This window comes from Pseudomonas turukhanskensis (assembly GCF_027922365.1).
GTDB lineage: Bacteria > Pseudomonadota > Gammaproteobacteria > Pseudomonadales > Pseudomonadaceae > Aquipseudomonas > Aquipseudomonas turukhanskensis.
Genome location: NZ_BSFN01000001.1, coordinates 132,367 through 152,988 on the forward strand (window position 1 = coordinate 132,367; position 20,622 = coordinate 152,988).

Here is a 20,622-nt window from a genome sequence, read left to right on the forward strand (position 1 = left end):
TGCGCGGCAACCTGAATCGACCCCATTGCGCGATGAACTCACCCGCCCTTCCGCCAGAACTTTCTGATTACGGCGTCCGCCCTGCGGATCGGCTGGGCTTTACCCTGTTCCTCGCTGCCGTGCTGCATGCGGCCCTGATTCTGGGCGTCAGCTTTACCCTTGTGCCGCCGAGCCAGATCAGCAAAACCCTGGAAATCACCCTGTCCACGTTCAAGAGCAAGGAAGCGCCCAAAGAGGCCGACTTTCTTGCCCAGGACAACCAACAGGGCAGCGGCACGCTCGATAAAAAAGCCGCGCCGAAAACCACCGAGCAGGCGCTGTTTCAGGACAAAGAAGTCAAACGCATCACCCTGCCGACCGCGCCAGCACCCAAGACCAAGCAGGAAGCACCCAAGGCAGCCGTCGCCACTACGGCGCCCAAGCAGCAGAAAACCCAGGTCAAGCAGGAGGAAACCAAACCGCAGCCCGACGCGCGCAAAGCTCCGGCTTTCGACAGCGAGCAGCTATCGGCGGAAATCTCCGGCCTTGAGGCGGAACTGGCGCAGCAACAACAGCTCTACGCCAAGCGCCCAAAAATTCACCGCCTCAACGCGGCCTCGACCATGCGTGACAAAGGCGCCTGGTACAAAGACGAATGGCGCAAGAAGGTCGAGCGCGTCGGCAATCTGAACTACCCGGACGAAGCCCGCCGTCAGCGTATTTACGGCAGCCTGCGCCTGCTGGTTTCGATCAACCGCGACGGTAGCCTGTACGAAGTGCAGGTGCTGGAGTCGTCCGGCCAGCCACTGCTGGACCAGGCCGCATTGCGCATCGTGCGGTTGTCTGCGCCGTTTGCACCGTTTACCGGCGATCTGTCGGATATCGACCGCCTGGAAATCATCCGTACCTGGCGCTTCGAGCGCGGCGATAAGCTCTCTAGCAAATAGCCAAGCCCGGCGGGCGACTTGCAGCAAATGCCCGGCTCGGCTTGTCAGGGCCACTAGCCAGCGGCGACACTACGCGCCATGAAAGACGCCAACCCCAGCTACCTGAAAAACCACTTTCTGATTGCCATGCCGCACATGGCCGATCCGAATTTCGCGCAGACACTCACTTTCCTCATCGAGCACAACGAGCAAGGCGCCATGGGCCTGGTGATCAACCGCCCCAATGGCCTGAACCTCGCCGACGTGCTCGAACAACTGCGCCCCGAAATACTGCCGCCGGCCATCTGCCAGAGCCTGCCGATTTTTTCCGGCGGCCCAGTGCAAACCGATCGCGGCTTTGTGTTGCACCCGGCGGGCCCGCAGTTCCAAGCCACCATGGATCTGGGTGAACTGGCCGTCACTACGTCGCAAGACGTGCTGTTTGCCATCGCCGATGGCCATGGCCCGGAAAAACACGTAATCGCTCTCGGGTACGCCGGCTGGGAGGCCGGGCAGTTGGAAGAGGAGCTGATCGGCAACACCTGGCTGACCTGCCCTGCCGATTCCCACATTCTGTTCGACCTGCCCTTCGACCAACGCCTGACCGCCGCTGCCGCGCGCCTGGGCGTCAACCTCAGCCTGCTGACCTCACAAGCCGGGCACGCCTGATGGCCGACAAACCTCTACGCCTGCTGCTCGGTTTCGACTACGGCACCAAGCAGATCGGCGTTGCCGTCGGCCAGGTGATCACTGGCCAGGCCCGCGAGCTCTGCGTGCTCAAAGCCCAGAACGGCGTGCCCGATTGGCAGAAAGTCGAAGCCCTCGTGCGCGAGTGGCAACCGGATGCCATCGTGGTCGGCCTGCCGCTGAATATGGACGGCAGCCCCAGCGAGATGAGCGAACGCGCGGAGAAATTTGCCCGGCGACTCAACGGCCGTTTCAACCTGCCCGTCCACACCCATGACGAGCGCCTGACCACCTATGCCGCCAAAGGCGAGCGCCTGCAGCAGGGTCAGCGGGGCGGCTACCGCGAAAATCCGGTCGACGCCCTTGCCGCCGCGCTGCTGCTCGAAGGCTGGCTAGCCGAGCACAGCGGCGCCTGAAGCTCTGCGTTTTTGCGATTCGAGGAGAGACCATGAAGCTACCCAACCCCGCCGAGCTACTGCCGAAAATGGCCGCAGCCCTCAACGAGCACCTGGCCAACCGGCACATCAGTGAGCCACGTTTTATCGGCATTCACACCGGCGGCGTGTGGGTGGCCCAGGCCCTGCTCAAGGAAATGGGCCGCGACACCGAACTGGGCATTCTCGATGTGTCGTTCTACCGCGATGACTTCACCCAGAACGGCCTCCACCCGCAGGTACGCCCTTCGGCGCTGCCCTTTGAAATCGAAGGCCAGCACCTGGTGCTGGTGGACGACGTACTGATGAGCGGGCGCACCATTCGCGCAGCCCTCAACGAGCTGTTCGACTACGGCCGCCCTGCCAGCGTGACTCTGGTCAATCTGCTGGATCTTAATTCGCGCGAACTGCCAATTCGTCCGGATGTGGTCGGCGCCACCCTGGAGCTGGCGCCCAATGAGCGGGTAAAATTGCTCGGCCCCGCGCCGCTCACTCTCGAGCACCTAGCTCCCGCCGCCCACTGAGACTTCCCCGATGACGCCAACAGACGCCAAGCGCCCGCTGCAGCTCAACGACCAGGGCCAGCTGCGCCACTTCCTCTCGCTCGATGGCCTGCCTCGCGAGTTGCTGACCGAAATCCTCGATACCGCCGACTCTTTTCTTGAAGTCGGAGCCCGCGCGGTGAAAAAAGTGCCACTGCTGCGCGGCAAAACGGTGTGCAACGTGTTCTTCGAGAACTCCACACGCACCCGCACAACCTTTGAATTGGCGGCACAGCGCCTGTCGGCGGACGTCATCACCTTGAACGTGTCGACCTCCTCCACCAGCAAAGGCGAAACCCTGCTGGACACCCTGCGCAACCTCGAAGCCATGGCGGCAGACATTTTCGTGGTGCGCCATGCCGACTCCGGCGCCGCGCACTTCATTGCCGAGCACGTGTGCCCGGATATGGCGATCATCAACGGCGGCGACGGCCGCCACTCGCACCCGACCCAGGGCATGCTCGACATGCTCACCATTCGCCGCCACAAAGGCAGCTTTGAAAACCTTTCGGTGGCCATCGTTGGCGACATCCTGCACTCGCGGGTGGCGCGCTCCAACATGCTGGCGCTGAAAACCCTGGGCTGCCCGGACATCCGCGTTATCGGACCAAAAACCCTGTTGCCGGTCGGCATCGAACAATACGGCGTGAATATCTACACGGACCTCGCCGAAGGCCTCAAAGATGTGGACGTGGTGATCATGCTGCGCCTGCAACGCGAACGCATGACAGGTGGCCTGCTGCCCAGTGAAGGCGAGTTCTATCGCTTGTACGGCCTGACCAGCGAACGCCTGAAACTGGCCAAACCGGATGCGTTGGTCATGCACCCGGGGCCAATCAACCGTGGCGTGGAAATCGAGTCGGCAGTGGCGGACGGCCCGCAGTCGGTGATTCTCAACCAGGTGACGTACGGCATCGCCATCCGCATGGCCGTGCTGTCCATGGCCATGAGCGGCCAGACCACTCAACGCCTGCTGAATCAGGAAGCCCAAGCAAACAAAGCGGCTGAGGAGCAAAACTGATGCGTATCGAAATCCTCGGCGCTCGCGTGATCGATCCCGATAGCGGCCTGGACAAGGTTTGCGACCTGTTTATTGCCGATGGCAAGATTGCCGCCATCGGCGCCAAGCCTGCCGGCTTTGAAGCGGACAAAAGCATCGATGCCAACGGCCTGGTCGCCAGCCCTGGGCTGGTGGACCTGAACGTCGCCCTGCGCGAACCGGGCTACAGCCGCAAAGGCAGCATTGCCAGCGAAACCCTGGCAGCAGCAGCCGGCGGTGTCACCAGCCTGTGCTGCCCACCGTTTACCAAACCGATTCTCGATACCCCGGCCGTCGCCGAGTTGATCCTGGACCGTGCGCGCAGTGCCGGGCACACCAAGGTGTTTCCGATTGGCGCGCTGAGCAAAGGCCTGGCCGGCGAACAGCTCGCCGAGCTCGTTGCGCTGCGCGATGCAGGCTGTGTCGCGTTCGGTGATGGCCTGGAAAGCTTCCGCAACAACCGTACCCGCCGTCGCGCCTTTGAATACGCAGCGACCTTTGACCTGACCGTGGTGCTGCAATCCCAAGACCACGATCTGGCCGAAGGCGGTCTGGCCCATGAAGGGGCCACGGCCAGCTTCCTCGGCTTGTCGGGCATTCCCGAAAGCGCCGAAACCGTGGCCGTCGCGCGCGACCTGCTGCTGGTGGAACAGACCGGCGTGCGCGCGCATTTCAGCCAATTGACCAGCGCCCGTGGCGCCGAGCTGATCGCCGAGGCCCAGGCACGCGGCCTGCCGGTAACCGCCGATGTGGCGCTGTACCAGCTGATTTTGACCGACGAAGCGCTGATCGACTTCTCCAGCCTGTACCACGTGCAACCGCCGCTGCGTACCGCCGCCGACCGAGACGGACTGCGCGCGGCGGTAAAAGCCGGGGTCATTCAGGCCATCGCCAGCCATCACCAGCCCCACGAAGCCGACGCCAAGCTGGCGCCGTTTGGCGCCACCGAGCCTGGTATCAGCAGCGCCGAGTTGCTGCTGCCGTTGGGCATGACCCTGGTGCAGGACGGTTTGCTGGATTTGCCGACGCTGATCGCCCGTCTTAGCGCCGGGCCTGCCGCCGCCCTGCGCTTGCCGGCTGGGCAATTGGCCGTGAATAGCCCGGCGGATGTGCTGCTGTTCGACCCGCAGGCCTCCACCCTGGCCGGCGAAACCTGGTTTTCCAAAGGCCAAAACAGTCCGTTTATCGGCCACTGCCTGCCGGGTGCCGTGCGTTACACATTGGTGGACGGCCACATCAGCTACCAGGCGTGATCGACCTGTCGGGCTTCGCCTACGGCTCAACCCAACCTGCAGATAACCACTGGTAGGTTGGGTTGAGCGCAGCGAAGCCCAACAAAACAAAAAGCCCGCTCTTCAGCGGGCTTTTTGTTTTGTTGGGCTTACCCTAGATGCGCTGGGCCACGTTGCGTACTGACACCTGATCGTTAAGCGTCCAGAAGTCGTACAGCACACCGACAAAGAACAGACCGCCGGTACACAGGTAAATGATCCCGGTAATCCATTTCCCCTGGTACATGCGGTGCACGCCAAATACGCCGAGAAAGGTCAGCAGAATCCAGGCGACGTTATAGTCCAGGCCGCCGGCGTTAAAGCGTAGGTCCGCTTCGCGGTCCATGGACGGAATCAGAAACAAGTCGATGATCCAGCCGATAAAGAACAGGCCAAAGGTAAAGAACCAGATAGTCCCGGTTACCGGCTTGCCGTAATAGAAACGGTGCGCGCCGAGAAAACCGAAAATCCACAGCAAATAGCCGATGAGCTTGCTGTGGGTGTCCTGACGTACGTTCATGCTTTCCTCCGTGGGGCGTTTGCAACTTTGACCAAGGCTACGGCATTGCGTTGCGGCTCTACCATCCCTCGCCCCAACAACCATTACCGCGAACGCGTAGGGCGAATACCGTAGGTATCCGCCGCTGGGATCGTGACGGCGGATACCTACGGTATTCGCCCTACGAAGAGCATGCTCCATGCCCAACGAGACGCTCGCGATTAGTCACTACAAAGCTGAAAAAAGCAGGGTTTTATCACTGCTTTTCACTGATCGGACCAGAGTTCCAATCGACCAATGGTCAAAAAATGCACAAAAAAGCTGTTATAAAGTTGCGCTTTCGTGAAAACAAGAGCTGTGAGTTATGCGTTCCCTTCACCAAACCTGGCTATCCATCTGCCTGTGTTTACCGCTTGCCGCTGTCGCTTCCCACAGCGCGGCAAGTAATCGCTACCAACCGTTGCCAGCCCATTCCACCGGGCACACGGCCTCCACTTCATCTATTTCCAACGCGCCAGCCAGCACCTCACCAGAGCGTAGCGAAGCGGCCAAAAACAGCAGCTCGGTACTTGGCCGCGCCGTAAACACCCTGGGTGTGCGTTATCGCTGGGGCGGCAGCTCACCGGAGAAGGGCTTTGATTGCAGCGGTCTGGTGCGCTACGCCTTTGACGATATCGACTCGGTGGACCTGTCGCGCACCTCCAACGCCATGGCTCGTACCGATGGCAAAAAAGTCGCACGCGATGATCTGGAGCCCGGAGACCTGCTGTTTTTCAATATCCGCGGCGGGCGTATCAACCATGTGGCGATCTACCTGGGCAACGACCGCTTTATCCATGCGCCACGGCGCGGCAAAGCGGTCACTATCGACACCTTGAACAAGCCCTACTGGAAAACCCGTTATGCGATGGCCAAGCGCGTGCTGCCGAGCAATGAGCCGCAGCTGAGAGTCACCTCGCGGTAACAACCGTGTGAAACAAAAAGGGCTGCCACTGGCAGCCCTTTTTATTTGCCCATCGCTTAGCGGAAACGTCGACCGCTGTCTTCATCACTGGTTTCCAGCGACAGGCCCTGAGACATGGTGGTCAGGTGATCACCATCGGTTTCCGAGCCCAGTTTGATCATCAGTCGCAGGTCGTTCGCCGAGTCGGCGTAGGCCAAGGCATCTTCGTAGGTAATTTCGCCCTGGCTGTACAGCTGATACAGCGCCTGGTCGAACGTCTGCATGCCTTGCTCGGTAGAGCGTTTCATCAACGCCTTGAGCTCATGCACCTCACCCTTGCGGATCAGGTCAGCGGCCAGCGGGGTGTTGATCAACACCTCGATAACGGCGCGACGACCTTTGCCGTCCGGCGTTGGAATCAGTTGCTGCGCGACGATGGCCTTGAGGTTCAAGGACAGGTCCATCCACACCTGCTGCTGACGGTCGGCGGGGAAGAAGTTGATGATGCGGTCCAGCGCCTGGTTGGCGTTGTTGGCGTGCAAGGTGGCCAGACACAAGTGCCCGGTTTCGGCGAACGCCACGGCGTGATCCATGGTTTCGCGGGTACGCACCTCACCAATCAGAATCACATCGGGGGCCTGGCGCAGGGTGTTCTTCAGCGCCACTTCGAACGACTCGGTGTCGATGCCCACTTCGCGCTGGGTCACGATGCAGCTCTGGTGCTGGTGGATATATTCGATCGGGTCTTCGATGGAGATGATGTGGCCGCTGCTGTTCTTGTTGCGGTAGCCGATCATCGCCGCCAGCGAGGTGGACTTGCCGGTACCGGTCGCGCCCACGAACAGCACCAGACCGCGCTTGGTGAGTGCGAGCTTTTTCAGTACTTCCGGCAGCTTGAGGTCTTCGAGGGTCGGAATATTGGTTTCGATGCGACGCAGCACCATGCCCGCAAGGTTGCGTTGGTAAAAGGCGCTGACACGGAAACGACCAATGCCACGGGCACTGATGGCGAAGTTGCATTCGTGATTTTCGGCAAAGTCACGACGCTGCTGCTCGTTCATCACCGCGTGCACGGTTTCACGAGCCTGCTCGGGTGACATTGGCGTCTTGGTGATCGGCATGATCTTGCCGTTGACCTTCATCGAAGGCGGCACGCCGGCGGTGATAAACAGGTCGGAACCACCCTTCTCGACCATCAGACGCAGCAGCTTTTCAAATTCCATCGAAGTTCTCGCCTTTCACGCAACCTTGCCACAGCAGCCGGAGGCTACCGCCACCCCATGAGGGCAACCGGCTGCGCGCGTGTAGCGCAACCTGTCGTTAAAAATTAGCCGTATAGAAGCAGTGCATATTCTGCTGTCTGCCGCGCAGTTCCAAGCGGGCAGACGTGCAGGATGGGATATGCGTCAGAAATTTTCCGGGGTTTTCGCTTTTTCCCTCGCGGCTTCGCGCGAAACCAGACCTTTGGCGACCAGGCCCTTGAGACACGAGTCGAGGGTCTGCATGCCCAGTGCACCACCGGTCTGAATGGCCGAGTACATCTGCGCGACCTTGTCTTCACGAATCAGGTTACGGATCGCCGGGGTGCCAATCATGATTTCGTGGGCGGCAACCCGACCGCCGCCGATTTTTTTCAGCAGGGTTTGCGAAATAACCGATTGCAGCGATTCAGACAGCATCGAGCGCACCATCGACTTCTCTTCGGCCGGGAATACGTCGACCACCCGGTCGATGGTTTTTGCCGCCGAGGTGGTGTGCAGGGTGCCAAATACCAAGTGACCGGTTTCCGCAGCGGTCAGCGCCAGGCGGATGGTTTCCAGGTCGCGCATCTCACCCACCAGGATGATGTCCGGGTCTTCCCGAAGTGCCGAACGCAGTGCTTCGCTGAAGCCCAGGGTGTCGCGGTGCACTTCACGCTGGTTGATCAGGCACTTTTTCGACTCGTGCACGAATTCGATGGGGTCTTCGACGGTGAGGATGTGGTGATACTTGTTGCTATTGATGTAGTCGAGCATGGCCGCCAGCGTGGTGGACTTGCCCGAACCGGTCGGCCCGGTAACCAGCACCAGCCCGCGCGGCACATCGGAAATCTTCTTGAAGATCTCGCCCATGCCCAGATCTTCCATGGACAGCACCTTGGACGGAATCGTCCGGAATACAGCGCCAGCACCACGGTTCTGGTTAAAGGCGTTAACCCGGAAACGCGCGACGCCCGGCACTTCGAAGGAGAAGTCGGTCTCCAGGAATTCCTCGAAATCCTTGCGCTGCTTGTCATTCATGATGTCGTAGATCAGCGCGTGCACTTGCTTGTGGTCCAGCGCCGGCAGGTTGATTCGACGGACATCGCCATCAACCCGGATCATCGGCGGCAAACCCGCCGAGAGGTGCAGGTCCGAAGCGCCCTGTTTCGCGCTGAAGGCGAGCAGCTCAGTGATATCCATGGAACTCCTTAAAGACGAGCATCTAATGGCAAGCAAGCGGGTAGAATGCCGCTGAACCAAGGCGGCTGGTGTAGGTAATGTCCACGATAGCAGAGAATATTGCAAAGCTCGGTGAGCGTATCCGTGAGGCGGCGCAAGCCTCGCAGCGAGATTTTGCGCGCATTGGCCTATTGGCCGTGAGCAAAACCAAACCCGCCAGTGCGATACGTGAGGCCCATGCGGCCGGGCTGCGCGATTTTGGCGAAAATTACCTGCAAGAAGCCCTCGGCAAGCAGGCCGAGCTGACCGATCTGCCCTTGATATGGCACTTCATCGGCCCCATCCAGTCGAACAAGACCAAAGCCATTGCCGAGCACTTCGACTGGGTACATTCGGTGGACCGCCTGAAAATCGCCCAACGCCTCGCTGAACAACGCCCCGCCGGGTTGCCACCGCTGAACATCTGCTTGCAGGTCAACGTCAGCGGCGAAGCGAGCAAGTCCGGCTGCGCCCCGGAAGAACTACCAGCCTTGGCCGCCGCCGTGGCGCAGTTGCCGAATCTGCGTTTGCGCGGACTGATGGCTATTCCAGAGCCCACCGACGATATCAACGCTCAGCACCAGGCCTTTGCCACGGTACGTGATTTGCGAAGCCGCCTGGCCCTGCCCGACCTCGACACCTTGTCGATGGGCATGAGCCATGACCTGGAAGCGGCCATTGCCGAAGGCGCCACCTGGGTGCGCATCGGCACGGCGCTCTTTGGTGCCCGTAACTATGCCCAATCCGAGGGCGGCCAGCCCACTTCATGAACAACCGCAACCCCTGCCTTATTAAAGGAAGCGTTTTATGAGCAACCCCCGTATTGCCTTTATTGGTGCCGGCAACATGGCTGCCAGTCTGATCGGTGGCCTGCGCGCCCAAGGCATGGATGGGCAACTGATCAGCGCCAGCGACCCCGGCGCCGAGCAACGCGCCAAAATCGCCAGCGACCACGGCATCACAGTGTTCGCCAATAACGGGGACGCCGTAAAAGGCGCCGATGTCGTGGTATTGGCGGTCAAACCGCAAGCCATGAAAACCGTGTGCCTGGCACTGGCGCCTGAGTTGCAGGGCAACCAGATGATCGTCTCGATTGCCGCCGGCATCACCTGCGCCAGCCTGCAAACCTGGCTGAGCACACCGAACGCCCCAACCCGTCCAATCGTGCGCTGCATGCCCAATACCCCCGCGTTGCTGCGCCAGGGCGTGAGCGGTTTGTTCGCCAACGCGCAAGTGAATACCGCCCAGCGCCAGCAGGCCGAGCAATTGCTGTCGGCCGTTGGCGTGGCGCTGTGGCTGGAAGAAGAACACTTGATCGACGCCGTCACGGCGGTGTCTGGCAGTGGCCCGGCATATTTCTTCCTGCTGATCGAAGCCATGACGGCGGCCGGCGAGAAGCTTGGCCTGCCCGCTGCCACCGCTGCCCAACTCACCCTGCAAACCGCACTCGGCGCCGCGCGGATGGCGGTGGCCAGCGATGTGGATGCAGCTGAACTACGCCGCCGCGTCACCTCGCCAGCTGGCACTACGGAAGCGGCGATCAAGTCCTTCCAGGCCGGCGGCTTCGAAGCCTTGGTGGAACAGGCACTCAACGCCGCAGCACATCGCTCGGCGGAACTGGCCGAGCAGTTGGGCCAATAAGGAGCTGATGATGATTGGATTGAACACTGCTGCCGTCTACATCCTGCAGACCCTGGGCAGCATGTACCTGTTGATCGTTTTGATGCGCTTTATCCTGCAACTGGTGCGGGCCAACTTTTACAACCCGCTGTGCCAGTTCATCGTGCGCGCTACCCAGCCGCTGCTCAAACCCCTGCGCAAGATCATTCCCGGCTTTGGTGGCCTGGACATCGCCTCGCTGGTGTTGGCCATCGTGCTGCAGTTCATCCTTATTGCCCTGACGTTGCTGCTGACGTATGGCGTGATTGCCAACCCGTTGCAGATGCTGATCTGGTCAATGATTGGTATCACCGCGCTGTTCCTCAAGGTGTTCTTTTTCGCCTTGATCATCAGCGTGATCCTCTCCTGGGTCGCCCAGGGCAGCCATAACCCCGGCGTGGAGTTGGTGAACCAGGTCTGTGACCCCGTACTGGCGCCGATTCGCCGGATTCTGCCGAGCATGGGTGGCCTTGATCTGTCGCCGATCTTTGCCTTCCTGGCGCTCAAGCTGCTGGACATGCTGGTGATTCAGAACCTGATGATCATGACCGGCATGCCTGACGTGCTGCGGATGCTGCTGTAAAACCGAGAGGACGCTGGGCCGCAAAGGCCCAGCGTTAGCGTCTGCGCCCCTCTGTTAACGACCGCTCGGTCGTACCTACCGACCTTAAGGCGGGCTGCCCTCCAGGGCCGATTGACGCGTAGGATGCTTCCCGCATAATGCCGACCAATGGCAAGCTGCCATCTCAGCGTGCGCCCGTCACAAAGCGCCGCCCGGCCGCTTGCAGCGGCTGGTTGCCACGCCGATGATCTTTCAAAATCAGTCGCAGGATGCGTTGCCGACAGGAGTGCAGGAATGAGCATGGAACGTCTCAGTCAACAGGTAAGTGCATACGTAGGCTGGAAGCGCGAGTTAATGCGGGAAATCACCCGTTACCGCAGCTGGCTGGCCACCAACCGCCTGACCTCCGAGGCCGTCGAAGCCAAGCTCGACCGCGCCTTGCGTACCCTGCGCACCGACCACATTACCCTGGCCTTTGTCGGCGAGTTCTCGCGCGGCAAAACCGAGCTGATCAATAGCCTTTTTTTCTCCGAGTACGGCCAGCGCATGCTGCCGTCCCACGCCGGGCGCACCACCATGTGCCCGACCGAGCTGTTCTTCGACCCGCGCTCAGAACGCTCCTATATCCGCCTTCTGCCGATTGAAACGCGCATGACCGATGCCAGCGTCGCGCAGTTCAAACGCATCCCGCGTCATTGGGTGAATATCCCGCTGGACATCAGCGACCCCGACAACATGGTGCAGGCCTTTACCCAAGTGGCGAAGACCAAACCCATGGCCGTCGAGCAAGCCATTGCCCTGGGCTTTCACCCGGACATGCTGGAAAGCGCCGGCAAACCCGGTCAGGTACTGGTGCCGGCGTGGCGCCACGCCATCGTCAACTTCGACCATCCGCTGCTGCGCCAAGGCCTGCGCATTCTCGACACGCCCGGCCTCAACGCCCTGGGCAGCGAGCCGGAACTGACCCTGTCGATGCTGCCCAGCGCCCAGGCGATCATCTTTCTGCTGTCGGCCGATACCGGCGTAACCGCCAGCGACATGGCCGTGTGGCAAACCCATATCCGCGCGCTCGACGAAGAAACCCAGACCAGCCTGTTTGCCGTGCTGAACAAGATCGACGTGCTCTGGGACGACCTGGCCGGCGAAACCTTCGTGCAGAACGCCATCAGCCAAATCCAGGCCGCCACCGCCAAGCAGCTTGGCATTGGCATCGAAGACGTATTGCCGCTGTCGGCCAAGCAGGCTTTGCTGGCCAAAGTGCGCAAAGACCTGCCGCTGCTGGAGCGCAGCCAGTTGGGCCATCTGGAAAACCTGCTGTGCGAACGCATTGTGGCGCAGAAGGAACGGCTGCTCGAAGACCGCGTCGTCAATCAGGTACTGGCGCTGCTGCAGAACAGTCAGCATGTGCTCAACCTGCGCTTGGAAAAGGTGCGCGAACAGCAGACCCTGCTGACCACCCACCAACAGGACAACGGCCAGTTGCTCTTCGAACTGACCGCCAAAACCAAAGACGACCATAGCCAGCACCACCGTCGCCTGCTCGGCCTGAAAACCAACCAGCGCCTGCTCAAGCGTCAGGGCGACCTGCTGCGTAATGCGGCCCGCTCGGAGCGGTTGGAAGAACACCTGAACAAAGTGCGCACCAACCTCACCGGCAGCTGGACCACCCTTGGCATCAACCAGGCGATCCTGCATTTCTTCCGCTCTGTGGACCACGACCTGGCCAACCTCGCTCAGGAAGTGGAGATGGCCAACAAGATGGTTTCGGCCATTTACCGTCGCCACAACGAAGAAAACCCGCTGCACGGCGTGGATGCACCGCAGTTCAATATCCGCCGCTACCAGCGCGAGCTGAAGGCCCAGCAAGGCAAGGCAGACCAATTCCGCCTGCACTTTAAAACCCTACTGACCGAACAGCGCACCCTGACCCGCCGCTTCTTCGCCACCCTGGTGCAGGAAGTGATCGGCCTGCACCAGCGCCTGCGCCGTGAAGTGGATCAGTGGGCGGCCGATGCCCTGATGCCGCTGATGCAGCACACCCTGGAACACAAGCAGCTGCTGGAAACCCACATGCTGCGGCTTAAATCGCTGGCGCAGAACACCCAGCAGGCGCGTACGCGCAGCCAGCAGATGCTGCGTTATATGAAGGATCTGGAGCTGCAACTGAGCCAGGCCAACGAAATGCTACGCACCTTGCGCCGCCCCGCGCCGATCTCGCGGCAAGCCAAAGTGGTGACATTGCCGGCGGCCAATCGCCAGGCCCAGGTCAGCGAATAATCGCTGTTGCGCGCCTGAAAGGCATCGCGGTCGAAGGCCGCTCCTACAAGATTTTGTAGCTCGCAGCAGCGGCTTCAGCCGCGATGCCTGGAAACGCCAAAACACCGGGGGAGCACCGCCCCACCGTGCTTGCCGCAGGGGGCGGTGCTCTTTAGACTGGCGCCTCCTTTTTGCGAGAGCAGGGTCGATGCCCACCGCCTTTCCCGAAGACTCCGTTGGTCTGGTCACGCCACAGGTCGAGCACTTTGCCGAGCCGTTGGCGCTGGCATGTGGCCGCAGCCTTGGCAACTACCAATTGGTGTACGAGACCTACGGCGAACTGAACGCAGCCCGCAGTAACGCGGTGCTTATCTGCCACGCGCTGTCGGGGCATCACCATGCCGCCGGCTACCACAACAGCGACGAGCGCAAGCCGGGCTGGTGGGACAGTTGCATCGGCCCCGGCAAGGCGCTGGATACCAACCGCTTTTTTGTCGTGAGCCTGAATAACCTCGGCGGTTGTAATGGTTCTACCGGCCCTTCGAGCATCAACGCTGTCACCGGCAAACCTTACGGCGCCGATTTCCCGGTGCTCACCGTAGAAGACTGGGTGCACAGCCAGGCGCTGTTGGCCGACCGCCTGGGCATCGCCCAATGGGCTGCCGTGGTCGGCGGTAGTCTCGGCGGCATGCAGGCCATGCAATGGGCCATCAGCTACCCGGACCGTATCCGTCACTGCCTTACCATTGCCTCGGCGCCCAAGTTGTCGGCGCAGAACATTGCCTTCAACGAAGTGGCGCGTCAGGCCATTTTGTCCGACCCGGAGTTCCACGGCGGGCACTTTCAGGAACACAGCGTCATTCCCAAGCGCGGGCTGATGCTGGCGCGCATGGTCGGTCATATCACCTACCTGTCGGACGATGCCATGGGCGAGAAATTCGGCCGCGGCCTGAAGAGCGAAAAGCTCAACTACGACTTCCACAGCGTGGAATTCCAGGTGGAGAGCTACCTGCGCTATCAAGGCGAGGAATTCTCCGGGCGCTTCGATGCCAACACCTACCTGTTGATGACCAAAGCCCTGGACTACTTCGACCCGGCCGCCGCCCATGACGGCGACCTGGCGAAAACCCTGGCCGGGGTCAAAGCCGATTTCTGTGTGATTTCCTTTACCACCGACTGGCGCTTCTCGCCGGCGCGCTCGCGGGAAATCGTCGACGCCCTGATGGCCGCACGCAAAAACGTCTGCTACCTGGAAGTGGATGCGCCGCAAGGCCATGACGCCTTCCTGATGCCGATCCCGCGCTACCTGCAAGCATTCAGCGGTTACATGAACCGCATCAGCCTCTGAGGATTGCCGTGAGAGCCGATCTGGAAATCATCCAAGACTGGATACCCGCTGGCAGCCGTGTGCTGGACCTGGGTTGCGGCAACGGCGAGCTGCTCGCCTGGCTGCGCGACAATAAACGGGTGACCGGCTATGGCCTGGAAATCGACCCGGACAATATCGCCGCCTGCGTGACCAAGGGCGTCAACGTCATTGAGCAGAACCTCGACCTGGGCCTGGGCAACTTCGCCAGCAACAGTTTCGATGTGGTAGTGATGACCCAGGCACTGCAAGCCGTGCAGTACCCGGACAAGATTCTGGAAGAAATGCTGCGCGTGGGCCGCCAATGCATCATCACCTTCCCCAACTTCGGCCACTGGCGCTGCCGCTACTACTTGGCGCGCAATGGGCGCATGCCGGTCTCGGACTTCATGCCGTACACCTGGTACAACACGCCGAACATTCACTTCTGCACCTTCAAGGATTTCGAGGCCCTGTGCCTGGAGCGTCGGGTGAAAGTGCTAGACCGTCTGGCAGTTGACCACCTGCACCGCCACAGCCTGATGAGCCGGATGTGGCCTAATCTGTTGGGTGAAATCGGTATCTACCGCGTAAGTGGCCCCGGCGTGCTGGAACACCGCATCGCCATTTAACGCGCCCTCGTACTCTGGAGAGCAATCATGCGTCGCCTCGCCCTATTCGTCCTCACCCTGTGCCTGGCCCTGCCGGCCATGGCCGAGCGCAAGGCCAGCTTTGGTGAGCTGGATGTGCACTACAACGCCTTCAATTCCGGCTTTCTTCAGCCGGATATCGCTGCCGCTGCCGGCGTTGTTCGCAGCAAGACCCTGGGTGTGGTCAACGTCGCCGTACTGAAAGCTGGCAAAGCCAGCAACGCGAATGTCACCGGCACCGTTACCGACTTGCTAGGCAAGGCGCGGCCGCTGGAATTCAAGCAAGTCGCCGAAAGCGGCGCCATCTATTACCTGGCGCAATTCCCTTTCGAGCAACGTGAAGTGCTGCGCTTCAGCATCAATGTGCAGGCCGCAGGCGGTGCCACCAACAGCATCGACTTCAACCAAGAATTCTTCCCGGACGACAAATGAGCCACGCGCCGATCAACCTCAGCCAACTGGTGCTGGCCAGCCACAACGCCGGCAAGCTGAAAGAACTGCAAGCCATGCTCGGTAACAGCGTGCAGTTGCGCTCGGTGGGTGAGTTCAGCCTGGTCGAGCCGGAAGAAACCGGTTTGTCGTTTATCGAAAACGCCATTCTCAAAGCCCGCAACGCGGCGCGGGTGTCGGGCTTGCCGGCACTGGCCGACGACTCGGGCCTGGCGGTGGACTTTCTCGGCGGCGCGCCCGGCATCTACTCGGCGCGTTATGCCGACGGCCAGGGCGATGCGGCCAATAACGCCAAGCTGCTGCTCGCCCTGCAAGGGGTGCCGGCCGAGCAGCGCGGTGCGCAATTCGTCTGCTGCCTGGCGTTGGTGCGCCACGCCGACGACCCGCTGCCCATCATCTGCGAAGGCTTGTGGCATGGGCGCATTCTCGATCAGGCCGAAGGCGAGCATGGTTTTGGTTATGACCCGCTGTTCTGGGTGCCCGAGCGCAACTGCTCCAGCGCCGTGCTTAGCCCAGCCGAGAAAAACCAGCTAAGCCACCGCGCCCGTGCCATGGCGTTGCTGCGCGAGCGCCTGGGCCTGCAATGAACGACTCCGACCGCGGGCTGATCTTTCCGCCCGCCTCGGCAGGCCACAGCCTGCTGCAACTGCCGCCGCTCGCGTTGTACATCCATATTCCCTGGTGCGTACGCAAATGCCCGTATTGCGATTTCAATTCCCATACCGCCGCCCCGGTGTTGCCGGAAACCGAGTACGTCGACGCCTTGCTGGCCGACCTTGAGCGCGACCTGCCGCTGGCCCACGGCCGCGAGCTGACCTCGATTTTCTTTGGTGGCGGTACGCCAAGCCTGTTCAGCGCCGACGCCCTGGGCCGGCTGCTGGAAGGCGTGCAGCAGCGCATTGGTTTTGCCAGCGATATCGAAATCACCCTGGAAGCCAACCCTGGCACCTTTGAGCAGAACAAGTTTCGCGCCTACCGGCGGTTGGGCATCAATCGCCTGTCCATCGGCGTGCAAAGTTTTCAGCAGGCCAAGCTCGAGGCCCTGGGCCGTATCCACAATGGCGACGAGGCCATGCGCGCCGCCGACATGGCGCGCAATGCTGGGTTCGATAACTTCAACCTCGACTTGATGCACGGCCTGCCCGACCAGTCGCTGGACGATGCGCTCGCCGATCTGCGCCAGGCCATCGCGCTGGCGCCGACGCATCTGTCCTGGTACCAGCTGACCCTGGAGCCCAACACGGTGTTCTGGAACCAGCGGCCGGTATTGCCTGAGGACGACACCCTGTGGGATATCCAGGAAGCCGGTCAGGCGCTGTTGGCCGAACACGGGTATGCCCAATACGAAGTGTCGGCCTACGCCCAGCAAGGCCGCCGCGCGCGGCATAACCTCAACTACTGGAGCTTTGGCGACTTCCTCGGCATCGGCGCTGGCGCCCACGCCAAGCTGACTAGCCCCGACGGGCAGATACTGCGCAGCTGGAAAACCCGCCTGCCCAAGGATTACCTGGACCCGAAGAAAACCTTTCAAGCCGGCGCCAAGGCACTGACCGTCGAGGAGTTGCCCTTTGAGTTCCTGATGAACGCCCTGCGCCTTACCGATGGCGTGCCGGCCGAGCTGTTCAGCCAACGCACCGGCTTGCCACTGGCGGACTTCGCCAAGGCCCGGGAACAGGCGCAAAAACGCGGCCTGCTGGTAAACGACCCGGAGCGTCTGGTGGCTACGCCCGAGGGCCAGTTGTTTCTCAATGATTTGTTGCAGTACTTTCTGCCCTGACTTCGACCTGCTCGCCCATTGAGGCTAAGGACACCGGATGGACCTGCTTCTCGACTTGATCGCCACTGTTTCGCGCTGGACTCGCGGCCACCTCTACGACATTTCCCTGGCGATCATGGCCACCGTGCTGGTGCTGTTCGGCCCCGGCATCAATACCTGGGTTCAGCAGCGCATTGGCGGCCTCAACTTTATCTTCCGCACCTTGCTGTTCGTGCTGATCTGCGCAATCGGCTACGGCCTGGCGATGATCTTTCTCACGCCCTGGGTCGCCAAAGGCCTGGGCTACTTCAACAACTACACCCTGGCGCCGGTTCTGCTACTAGTCTTCTTCCTCATCGGCGTGATTGCCGACCGCAACTAGGCCGCCTACTCCACTGGCGGCCGGGCGGCTGCCAGCACAGGAGTAGGGCCATGAAATCGCTCAAGCATCTTTATCTGCACTTCCAGGACGGGCAGCGGCTGATCATGCGCTTCCCCGAGCAAAGCGAAGACCCGGTGGTGATTGCCCGAGGTTTGCGCAAGCAACTGGAATCACCGTTCCTCAGCATTGCGGTCAACGGTGACCTGCTGCTGATTCCGCGCGAAAGCATCAAATACCTGCAGATCAGCCCGGCACCCTCGGCGCTGCCGGAACCGACGATTGTGGGCGCGGTGTTAGTCGATTAAATCTCGCCCATAAAAAATCGCGGCTGAAGCCGCTCCTACCGTTTGTTTGTAGGAGCGGCTTCAGCCGCGATGCTTTTCAGCTTCACACCACTCGAGATCGAGCGAGCTAGAGCAGAACGCCAAGACGGCCGCCACGCCATCTGCCAATCGGCGGATATCCGCTGTGCGGATATTCGCCCTACGCCCATGAGCATTAAAAAGGCGCTTTCAACGCAGCAATGGCGACGCGCAGCAGATCGCCTAGTTACCCTCGCGGCGTAACGCTTGGGGGGTGAAGTCACCTGGGCCGAGCTTCGCGTTGAAGTCGTACATCATCTCGTTGTTGTCCAGACCATCGGCGAAGTAACGCTTGCCGGCGAAGTCGTAGATGGTTTCCAGCGTGCTGCCGAACATGGGCACGTCGTAGTAGCTGATGGGGTGGCTTTCCTGCAGGCCGACCAGGTTGTCGTCCTTGTCATACAGGTCTACCGCCAGGATCTGCCAGCTGTCTTCGTCGAGGTAAAAACGACGCTTGGCATACGGGTGGCTGAAGCCTTTGCGCAGCGAGGCTTCAACTACCCATACACGGTGCAGCTCATAGCGCAGCAACTCGGGGTTGATGCTCTTGGCCTGCAGAATGGTTTCGTAAGGAATACCTTTCTGGTGCACGGCGTAACTGTTGTAGGGCACGAGCATTTCTTTCTTGCCCACCAGCTTCCAGTCGTAACGGTCCGGGGCGCCGTTATAGGAGTCGACCATATCGGCGGTGGCCATGCCGTTGGTATCTGGCTGCAGCGTATCGAATGCCAGCATTGGCAGACGGCGCACGCGACGTTCGCCACGGTTGAAACGCCAGGCCTTGCGGATGGACAGCACCTGGTCGAGGGTTTCCTGCACCACCAGCGCCGAACCCGAGAGCTTGGCCGGCGCAACCACACTGTATTTGTAGAAGAACAGCGTGTTGTCCAGCTCGCCAGGGGTGATGCCTTCGCGGCCGTAGCGGAAGTAGATGTCGCGATCCAGTTTGAGCAGGTTGTACGCGCCATTGGATAGCACAGCTGCCTGGTTGGTAACGAAGTGAATCTGCTCGCCGCGATAACGCATCACGTGGTTCCAGATCGCTTCCTGGCCCGACTGCGGGATCGGGAACGGAATACCAGCTGCGGCACCCTGCACGCCATTGCCGCCGGAAATCAGCTCGGCATTGGTGGCGTTGTAGCGGGTGGAGTCGTAGATACGCTGCGGTGCGGCGGCACTGCGGTGCGTTGGGAATACGCGCAGGTAATAATCGGGATTGGTTTCCAGCAGGGTTTTCAGGCCCAGCGGCAACTGCGCCTGGTATTGCGCGAGGTTTTTGCTATTGACCGTGTATTGCACCGACTCGTTGGCATACGGGTCTGGGTGGTGCATACCGGGTTTGTAGCTGGGGATGGGTTGCGCCAAGCCGCCATCCCAATCGGGAATGGTGCCGGCAGCATTACCTTTACGTTCGCCCCCCAGCGGCGTGAGGTCGCCGTTCAGGCGGTTGGCCTGCACCGGGTCGACCTTGGCCTGCGCGCTGAACGCGCAGACCGTGAGCAGCAGTACTCCAATACTTCTCAGCACAGACTTTCTCCTTGGGGCGCCTCGATGACACGCCACCTTTATTATTTATCCAGCCAGTCATGCGTGTTGCTGTGGTGAGGTAGCCAGCTTGTGCCGGTCTGATTTTGACAACGGTGCAACAACTCGATAGCAGCAAGGCGCGGTGGCGGGCAGTGGCCACCGGCGATTAGCGAATCAGTTTAGCCGTTCGAACTTGAGATCCCAGACGCCATGGCCCAGGCGCTCACCGCGGCGTTCGAATTTTGTGACCGGGCGCTCTTCCGGGCGCGGCACATAGGTGCCGTCCGGAGCCTGATTTTTGTAGCCTGGCGCGGCCTGCATCACTTCCAGCATGACTTCGGCATACGGTTGCCAGTCAGTGGCCATGTGCAAAACACCGCCGACTTTCAACTTTTGGCGTACCAGTTCTGCGAATTCCGGCTGCACAATACGACGCTTGTGGTGACGCGATTTATGCCACGGATCCGGGAAGAACAGCAGCAGACGATCAAGGCTGGCATCGGCCACACAGCGCTTGAGCACTTCAATGGCATCGCAGTCGTAAACCCGCAGGTTTTTCAGCTCGTGGGTCAGCACGCCATTGAGCAGCGCGCCTACACCGGGGCGATGCACTTCAACGCCGATAAAATCCTGCTCGGGGGCGGCCGCTGCCATTTCCAGCAGCGAGTGCCCCATGCCGAAGCCGATTTCCAGCGTGCGCGGCGCCGAGCGGCCAAAGACCTGATCGAAATCGACAAAGTCGTCCGCCAGCGGCAGCACGTAGAGTGGCTTGCCGATATCCAGGCCGCGTTGCTGGCCTTCAGTCATACGGCCGGCGCGCATCACAAAACTCTTGATGGCCCGGTGCTTACGCTGATCGGGCTGGGCGTCGTCTTGCGGTTCTACCTGGGTGTC

At 60.9% G+C, this 20,622-nt stretch carries 23 protein-coding genes; 18 read left to right on the top strand and 5 right to left on the bottom strand.

Annotation, left to right across the window (positions count from 1 at the left end; translation table 11 throughout):
• Window positions 1-32 precede the first annotated feature (32 nt).
• From PKE98_RS00530 to PKE98_RS00555, 6 genes are all read left to right on the top strand, one after another.
• Window positions 33-926 carry an energy transducer TonB gene (locus PKE98_RS00530; RefSeq protein ID WP_271193275.1) on the top strand — a complete coding sequence of 298 codons (894 nt, stop codon included), beginning with the start codon at window positions 33-35 and terminating at the stop codon, window positions 924-926.
• 78 nt (window positions 927-1,004) lie between these two features.
• Window positions 1,005-1,574, top strand: a complete 570-nt coding sequence (locus PKE98_RS00535) for a YqgE/AlgH family protein (protein ID WP_271193276.1) — start codon at window positions 1,005-1,007, stop codon at window positions 1,572-1,574.
• Window positions 1,571-2,008, top strand: coding sequence for a Holliday junction resolvase RuvX (gene ruvX, locus PKE98_RS00540; RefSeq protein WP_271193929.1), 438 nt, complete (start codon window positions 1,571-1,573; stop codon window positions 2,006-2,008). Before PKE98_RS00535 ends, ruvX begins: the two co-directional genes overlap by 4 nt.
• A 32-nt stretch (window positions 2,009-2,040) precedes the next feature.
• Window positions 2,041-2,550, top strand: a complete 510-nt coding sequence (pyrR, locus tag PKE98_RS00545) for a bifunctional pyr operon transcriptional regulator/uracil phosphoribosyltransferase PyrR (RefSeq protein WP_271193277.1) — start codon at window positions 2,041-2,043, stop codon at window positions 2,548-2,550.
• 10 nt (window positions 2,551-2,560) lie between these two features.
• Window positions 2,561-3,589 carry an aspartate carbamoyltransferase catalytic subunit gene (locus PKE98_RS00550; protein ID WP_271193278.1) on the top strand — a complete coding sequence of 343 codons (1,029 nt, stop codon included), beginning with the start codon at window positions 2,561-2,563 and terminating at the stop codon, window positions 3,587-3,589.
• Window positions 3,589-4,860, top strand: coding sequence for a dihydroorotase (locus tag PKE98_RS00555; protein WP_271193279.1), 1,272 nt, complete (start codon window positions 3,589-3,591; stop codon window positions 4,858-4,860). Before PKE98_RS00550 ends, PKE98_RS00555 begins: the two co-directional genes overlap by 1 nt.
• 133 nt (window positions 4,861-4,993) lie before the next feature.
• Here the strand turns inward: PKE98_RS00555 and PKE98_RS00560 are convergent, their stop codons facing one another.
• Entirely contained in the window at window positions 4,994-5,398 is a 405-nt protein-coding gene (locus PKE98_RS00560; protein ID WP_271193280.1) for an NINE protein, read from the bottom strand.
• Window positions 5,399-5,741: 343 nt separating this feature from the next.
• On the opposite strand from PKE98_RS00560, the gene PKE98_RS00565 reads away from it, so the two are divergent.
• The gene (locus PKE98_RS00565) at window positions 5,742-6,341 is read left to right on the top strand and encodes a C40 family peptidase (RefSeq protein WP_271193281.1); all 600 of its coding nucleotides are present in this window, start codon (window positions 5,742-5,744) and stop codon (window positions 6,339-6,341) included.
• Between the two features lie 56 nt (window positions 6,342-6,397).
• Here PKE98_RS00565 and PKE98_RS00570 read toward each other — a convergent pair whose 3' ends face one another.
• On the bottom strand, window positions 6,398-7,543 hold the full coding sequence (locus PKE98_RS00570) for a PilT/PilU family type 4a pilus ATPase (RefSeq protein ID WP_122492107.1): 1,146 nt from the start codon (window positions 7,541-7,543) through the stop codon (window positions 6,398-6,400).
• Between the two features lie 183 nt (window positions 7,544-7,726).
• The gene (gene pilT / locus PKE98_RS00575) at window positions 7,727-8,761 is read right to left on the bottom strand and encodes a type IV pilus twitching motility protein PilT (protein ID WP_271193282.1); all 1,035 of its coding nucleotides are present in this window, start codon (window positions 8,759-8,761) and stop codon (window positions 7,727-7,729) included.
• 77 nt (window positions 8,762-8,838) lie between these two features.
• On the opposite strand from pilT, the gene PKE98_RS00580 reads away from it, so the two are divergent.
• The 11 genes from PKE98_RS00580 to PKE98_RS00630 all read left to right on the top strand — a co-directional run bounded on the left by PKE98_RS00580 (window position 8,839) and on the right by PKE98_RS00630 (window position 18,144).
• Window positions 8,839-9,549: a YggS family pyridoxal phosphate-dependent enzyme gene (locus PKE98_RS00580; RefSeq protein WP_271193283.1), complete on the top strand. Its 711-nt coding sequence runs from the start codon at window positions 8,839-8,841 to the stop codon at window positions 9,547-9,549.
• 37 nt (window positions 9,550-9,586) lie between these two features.
• Window positions 9,587-10,420: a pyrroline-5-carboxylate reductase gene (proC, locus tag PKE98_RS00585; protein WP_271193284.1), complete on the top strand. Its 834-nt coding sequence runs from the start codon at window positions 9,587-9,589 to the stop codon at window positions 10,418-10,420.
• Window positions 10,421-10,430: 10 nt separating this feature from the next.
• Complete coding sequence (locus PKE98_RS00590; protein WP_271193285.1) at window positions 10,431-11,021, top strand: YggT family protein; 591 nt, start codon at window positions 10,431-10,433, stop codon at window positions 11,019-11,021.
• A 273-nt stretch (window positions 11,022-11,294) separates the two neighbouring features.
• Window positions 11,295-13,277: a dynamin family protein gene (locus PKE98_RS00595; protein ID WP_271193286.1), complete on the top strand. Its 1,983-nt coding sequence runs from the start codon at window positions 11,295-11,297 to the stop codon at window positions 13,275-13,277.
• 187 nt (window positions 13,278-13,464) lie between these two features.
• Window positions 13,465-14,604 carry a homoserine O-succinyltransferase MetX gene (gene metX, locus PKE98_RS00600; RefSeq protein ID WP_271193287.1) on the top strand — a complete coding sequence of 380 codons (1,140 nt, stop codon included), beginning with the start codon at window positions 13,465-13,467 and terminating at the stop codon, window positions 14,602-14,604.
• 8 nt (window positions 14,605-14,612) lie between these two features.
• Window positions 14,613-15,233 (top strand): methionine biosynthesis protein MetW, encoded by a 621-nt coding sequence (gene metW, locus PKE98_RS00605; RefSeq protein ID WP_271193288.1) that lies wholly within the window; start codon window positions 14,613-14,615, stop codon window positions 15,231-15,233.
• Window positions 15,234-15,260: 27 nt separating this feature from the next.
• A complete protein-coding gene (locus tag PKE98_RS00610; protein WP_271193289.1) occupies window positions 15,261-15,683 on the top strand; it encodes a DUF4426 domain-containing protein in 423 nt (140 codons plus the stop codon).
• Window positions 15,680-16,288, top strand: coding sequence for an RdgB/HAM1 family non-canonical purine NTP pyrophosphatase (gene rdgB / locus PKE98_RS00615; protein WP_271193290.1), 609 nt, complete (start codon window positions 15,680-15,682; stop codon window positions 16,286-16,288). Before PKE98_RS00610 ends, rdgB begins: the two co-directional genes overlap by 4 nt.
• On the top strand, window positions 16,285-17,478 hold the full coding sequence (gene hemW / locus PKE98_RS00620; RefSeq protein WP_271193291.1) for a radical SAM family heme chaperone HemW: 1,194 nt from the start codon (window positions 16,285-16,287) through the stop codon (window positions 17,476-17,478). Before rdgB ends, hemW begins: the two co-directional genes overlap by 4 nt.
• Before the next feature lie 37 nt (window positions 17,479-17,515).
• Window positions 17,516-17,839, top strand: a complete 324-nt coding sequence (locus PKE98_RS00625) for a DUF3392 domain-containing protein (protein ID WP_271193292.1) — start codon at window positions 17,516-17,518, stop codon at window positions 17,837-17,839.
• Between the two features lie 50 nt (window positions 17,840-17,889).
• Window positions 17,890-18,144, top strand: a complete 255-nt coding sequence (locus PKE98_RS00630) for a hypothetical protein (protein WP_271193293.1) — start codon at window positions 17,890-17,892, stop codon at window positions 18,142-18,144.
• 240 nt (window positions 18,145-18,384) lie between these two features.
• Here the strand turns inward: PKE98_RS00630 and PKE98_RS00635 are convergent, their stop codons facing one another.
• Both PKE98_RS00635 and trmB read right to left on the bottom strand, forming a co-directional pair.
• Window positions 18,385-19,728, bottom strand: a complete 1,344-nt coding sequence (locus PKE98_RS00635; RefSeq protein WP_271193294.1) for a DUF1329 domain-containing protein — start codon at window positions 19,726-19,728, stop codon at window positions 18,385-18,387.
• 174 nt (window positions 19,729-19,902) lie between these two features.
• A complete protein-coding gene (gene trmB / locus PKE98_RS00640) occupies window positions 19,903-20,550 on the bottom strand; it encodes a tRNA (guanosine(46)-N7)-methyltransferase TrmB (RefSeq protein WP_271193930.1) in 648 nt (215 codons plus the stop codon).
• Between the last annotated feature and the right edge of the window lie 72 nt (window positions 20,551-20,622).

Coding starts and splice junctions, on each gene's coding strand:
- PKE98_RS00530 (WP_271193275.1), top strand. CDS start 33: ATGAACTCACCCGCCCTTCCGCCAGAACTTTCTGATTACGGCGTCCGC.
- PKE98_RS00535 (WP_271193276.1), top strand. CDS start 1,005: ATGAAAGACGCCAACCCCAGCTACCTGAAAAACCACTTTCTGATTGCC.
- pyrR (WP_271193277.1), top strand. CDS start 2,041: ATGAAGCTACCCAACCCCGCCGAGCTACTGCCGAAAATGGCCGCAGCC.
- PKE98_RS00550 (WP_271193278.1), top strand. CDS start 2,561: ATGACGCCAACAGACGCCAAGCGCCCGCTGCAGCTCAACGACCAGGGC.
- PKE98_RS00555 (WP_271193279.1), top strand. CDS start 3,589: ATGCGTATCGAAATCCTCGGCGCTCGCGTGATCGATCCCGATAGCGGC.
- PKE98_RS00560 (WP_271193280.1), bottom strand. CDS start 5,398: ATGAACGTACGTCAGGACACCCACAGCAAGCTCATCGGCTATTTGCTG.
- PKE98_RS00565 (WP_271193281.1), top strand. CDS start 5,742: ATGCGTTCCCTTCACCAAACCTGGCTATCCATCTGCCTGTGTTTACCG.
- PKE98_RS00570 (WP_122492107.1), bottom strand. CDS start 7,543: ATGGAATTTGAAAAGCTGCTGCGTCTGATGGTCGAGAAGGGTGGTTCC.
- pilT (WP_271193282.1), bottom strand. CDS start 8,761: ATGGATATCACTGAGCTGCTCGCCTTCAGCGCGAAACAGGGCGCTTCG.
- PKE98_RS00580 (WP_271193283.1), top strand. CDS start 8,839: ATGTCCACGATAGCAGAGAATATTGCAAAGCTCGGTGAGCGTATCCGT.
- proC (WP_271193284.1), top strand. CDS start 9,587: ATGAGCAACCCCCGTATTGCCTTTATTGGTGCCGGCAACATGGCTGCC.
- PKE98_RS00590 (WP_271193285.1), top strand. CDS start 10,431: ATGATTGGATTGAACACTGCTGCCGTCTACATCCTGCAGACCCTGGGC.
- PKE98_RS00595 (WP_271193286.1), top strand. CDS start 11,295: ATGAGCATGGAACGTCTCAGTCAACAGGTAAGTGCATACGTAGGCTGG.
- metX (WP_271193287.1), top strand. CDS start 13,465: ATGCCCACCGCCTTTCCCGAAGACTCCGTTGGTCTGGTCACGCCACAG.
- PKE98_RS00610 (WP_271193289.1), top strand. CDS start 15,261: ATGCGTCGCCTCGCCCTATTCGTCCTCACCCTGTGCCTGGCCCTGCCG.
- rdgB (WP_271193290.1), top strand. CDS start 15,680: ATGAGCCACGCGCCGATCAACCTCAGCCAACTGGTGCTGGCCAGCCAC.
- hemW (WP_271193291.1), top strand. CDS start 16,285: ATGAACGACTCCGACCGCGGGCTGATCTTTCCGCCCGCCTCGGCAGGC.
- PKE98_RS00625 (WP_271193292.1), top strand. CDS start 17,516: ATGGACCTGCTTCTCGACTTGATCGCCACTGTTTCGCGCTGGACTCGC.
- PKE98_RS00630 (WP_271193293.1), top strand. CDS start 17,890: ATGAAATCGCTCAAGCATCTTTATCTGCACTTCCAGGACGGGCAGCGG.
- trmB (WP_271193930.1), bottom strand. CDS start 20,550: ATGCGCGCCGGCCGTATGACTGAAGGCCAGCAACGCGGCCTGGATATC.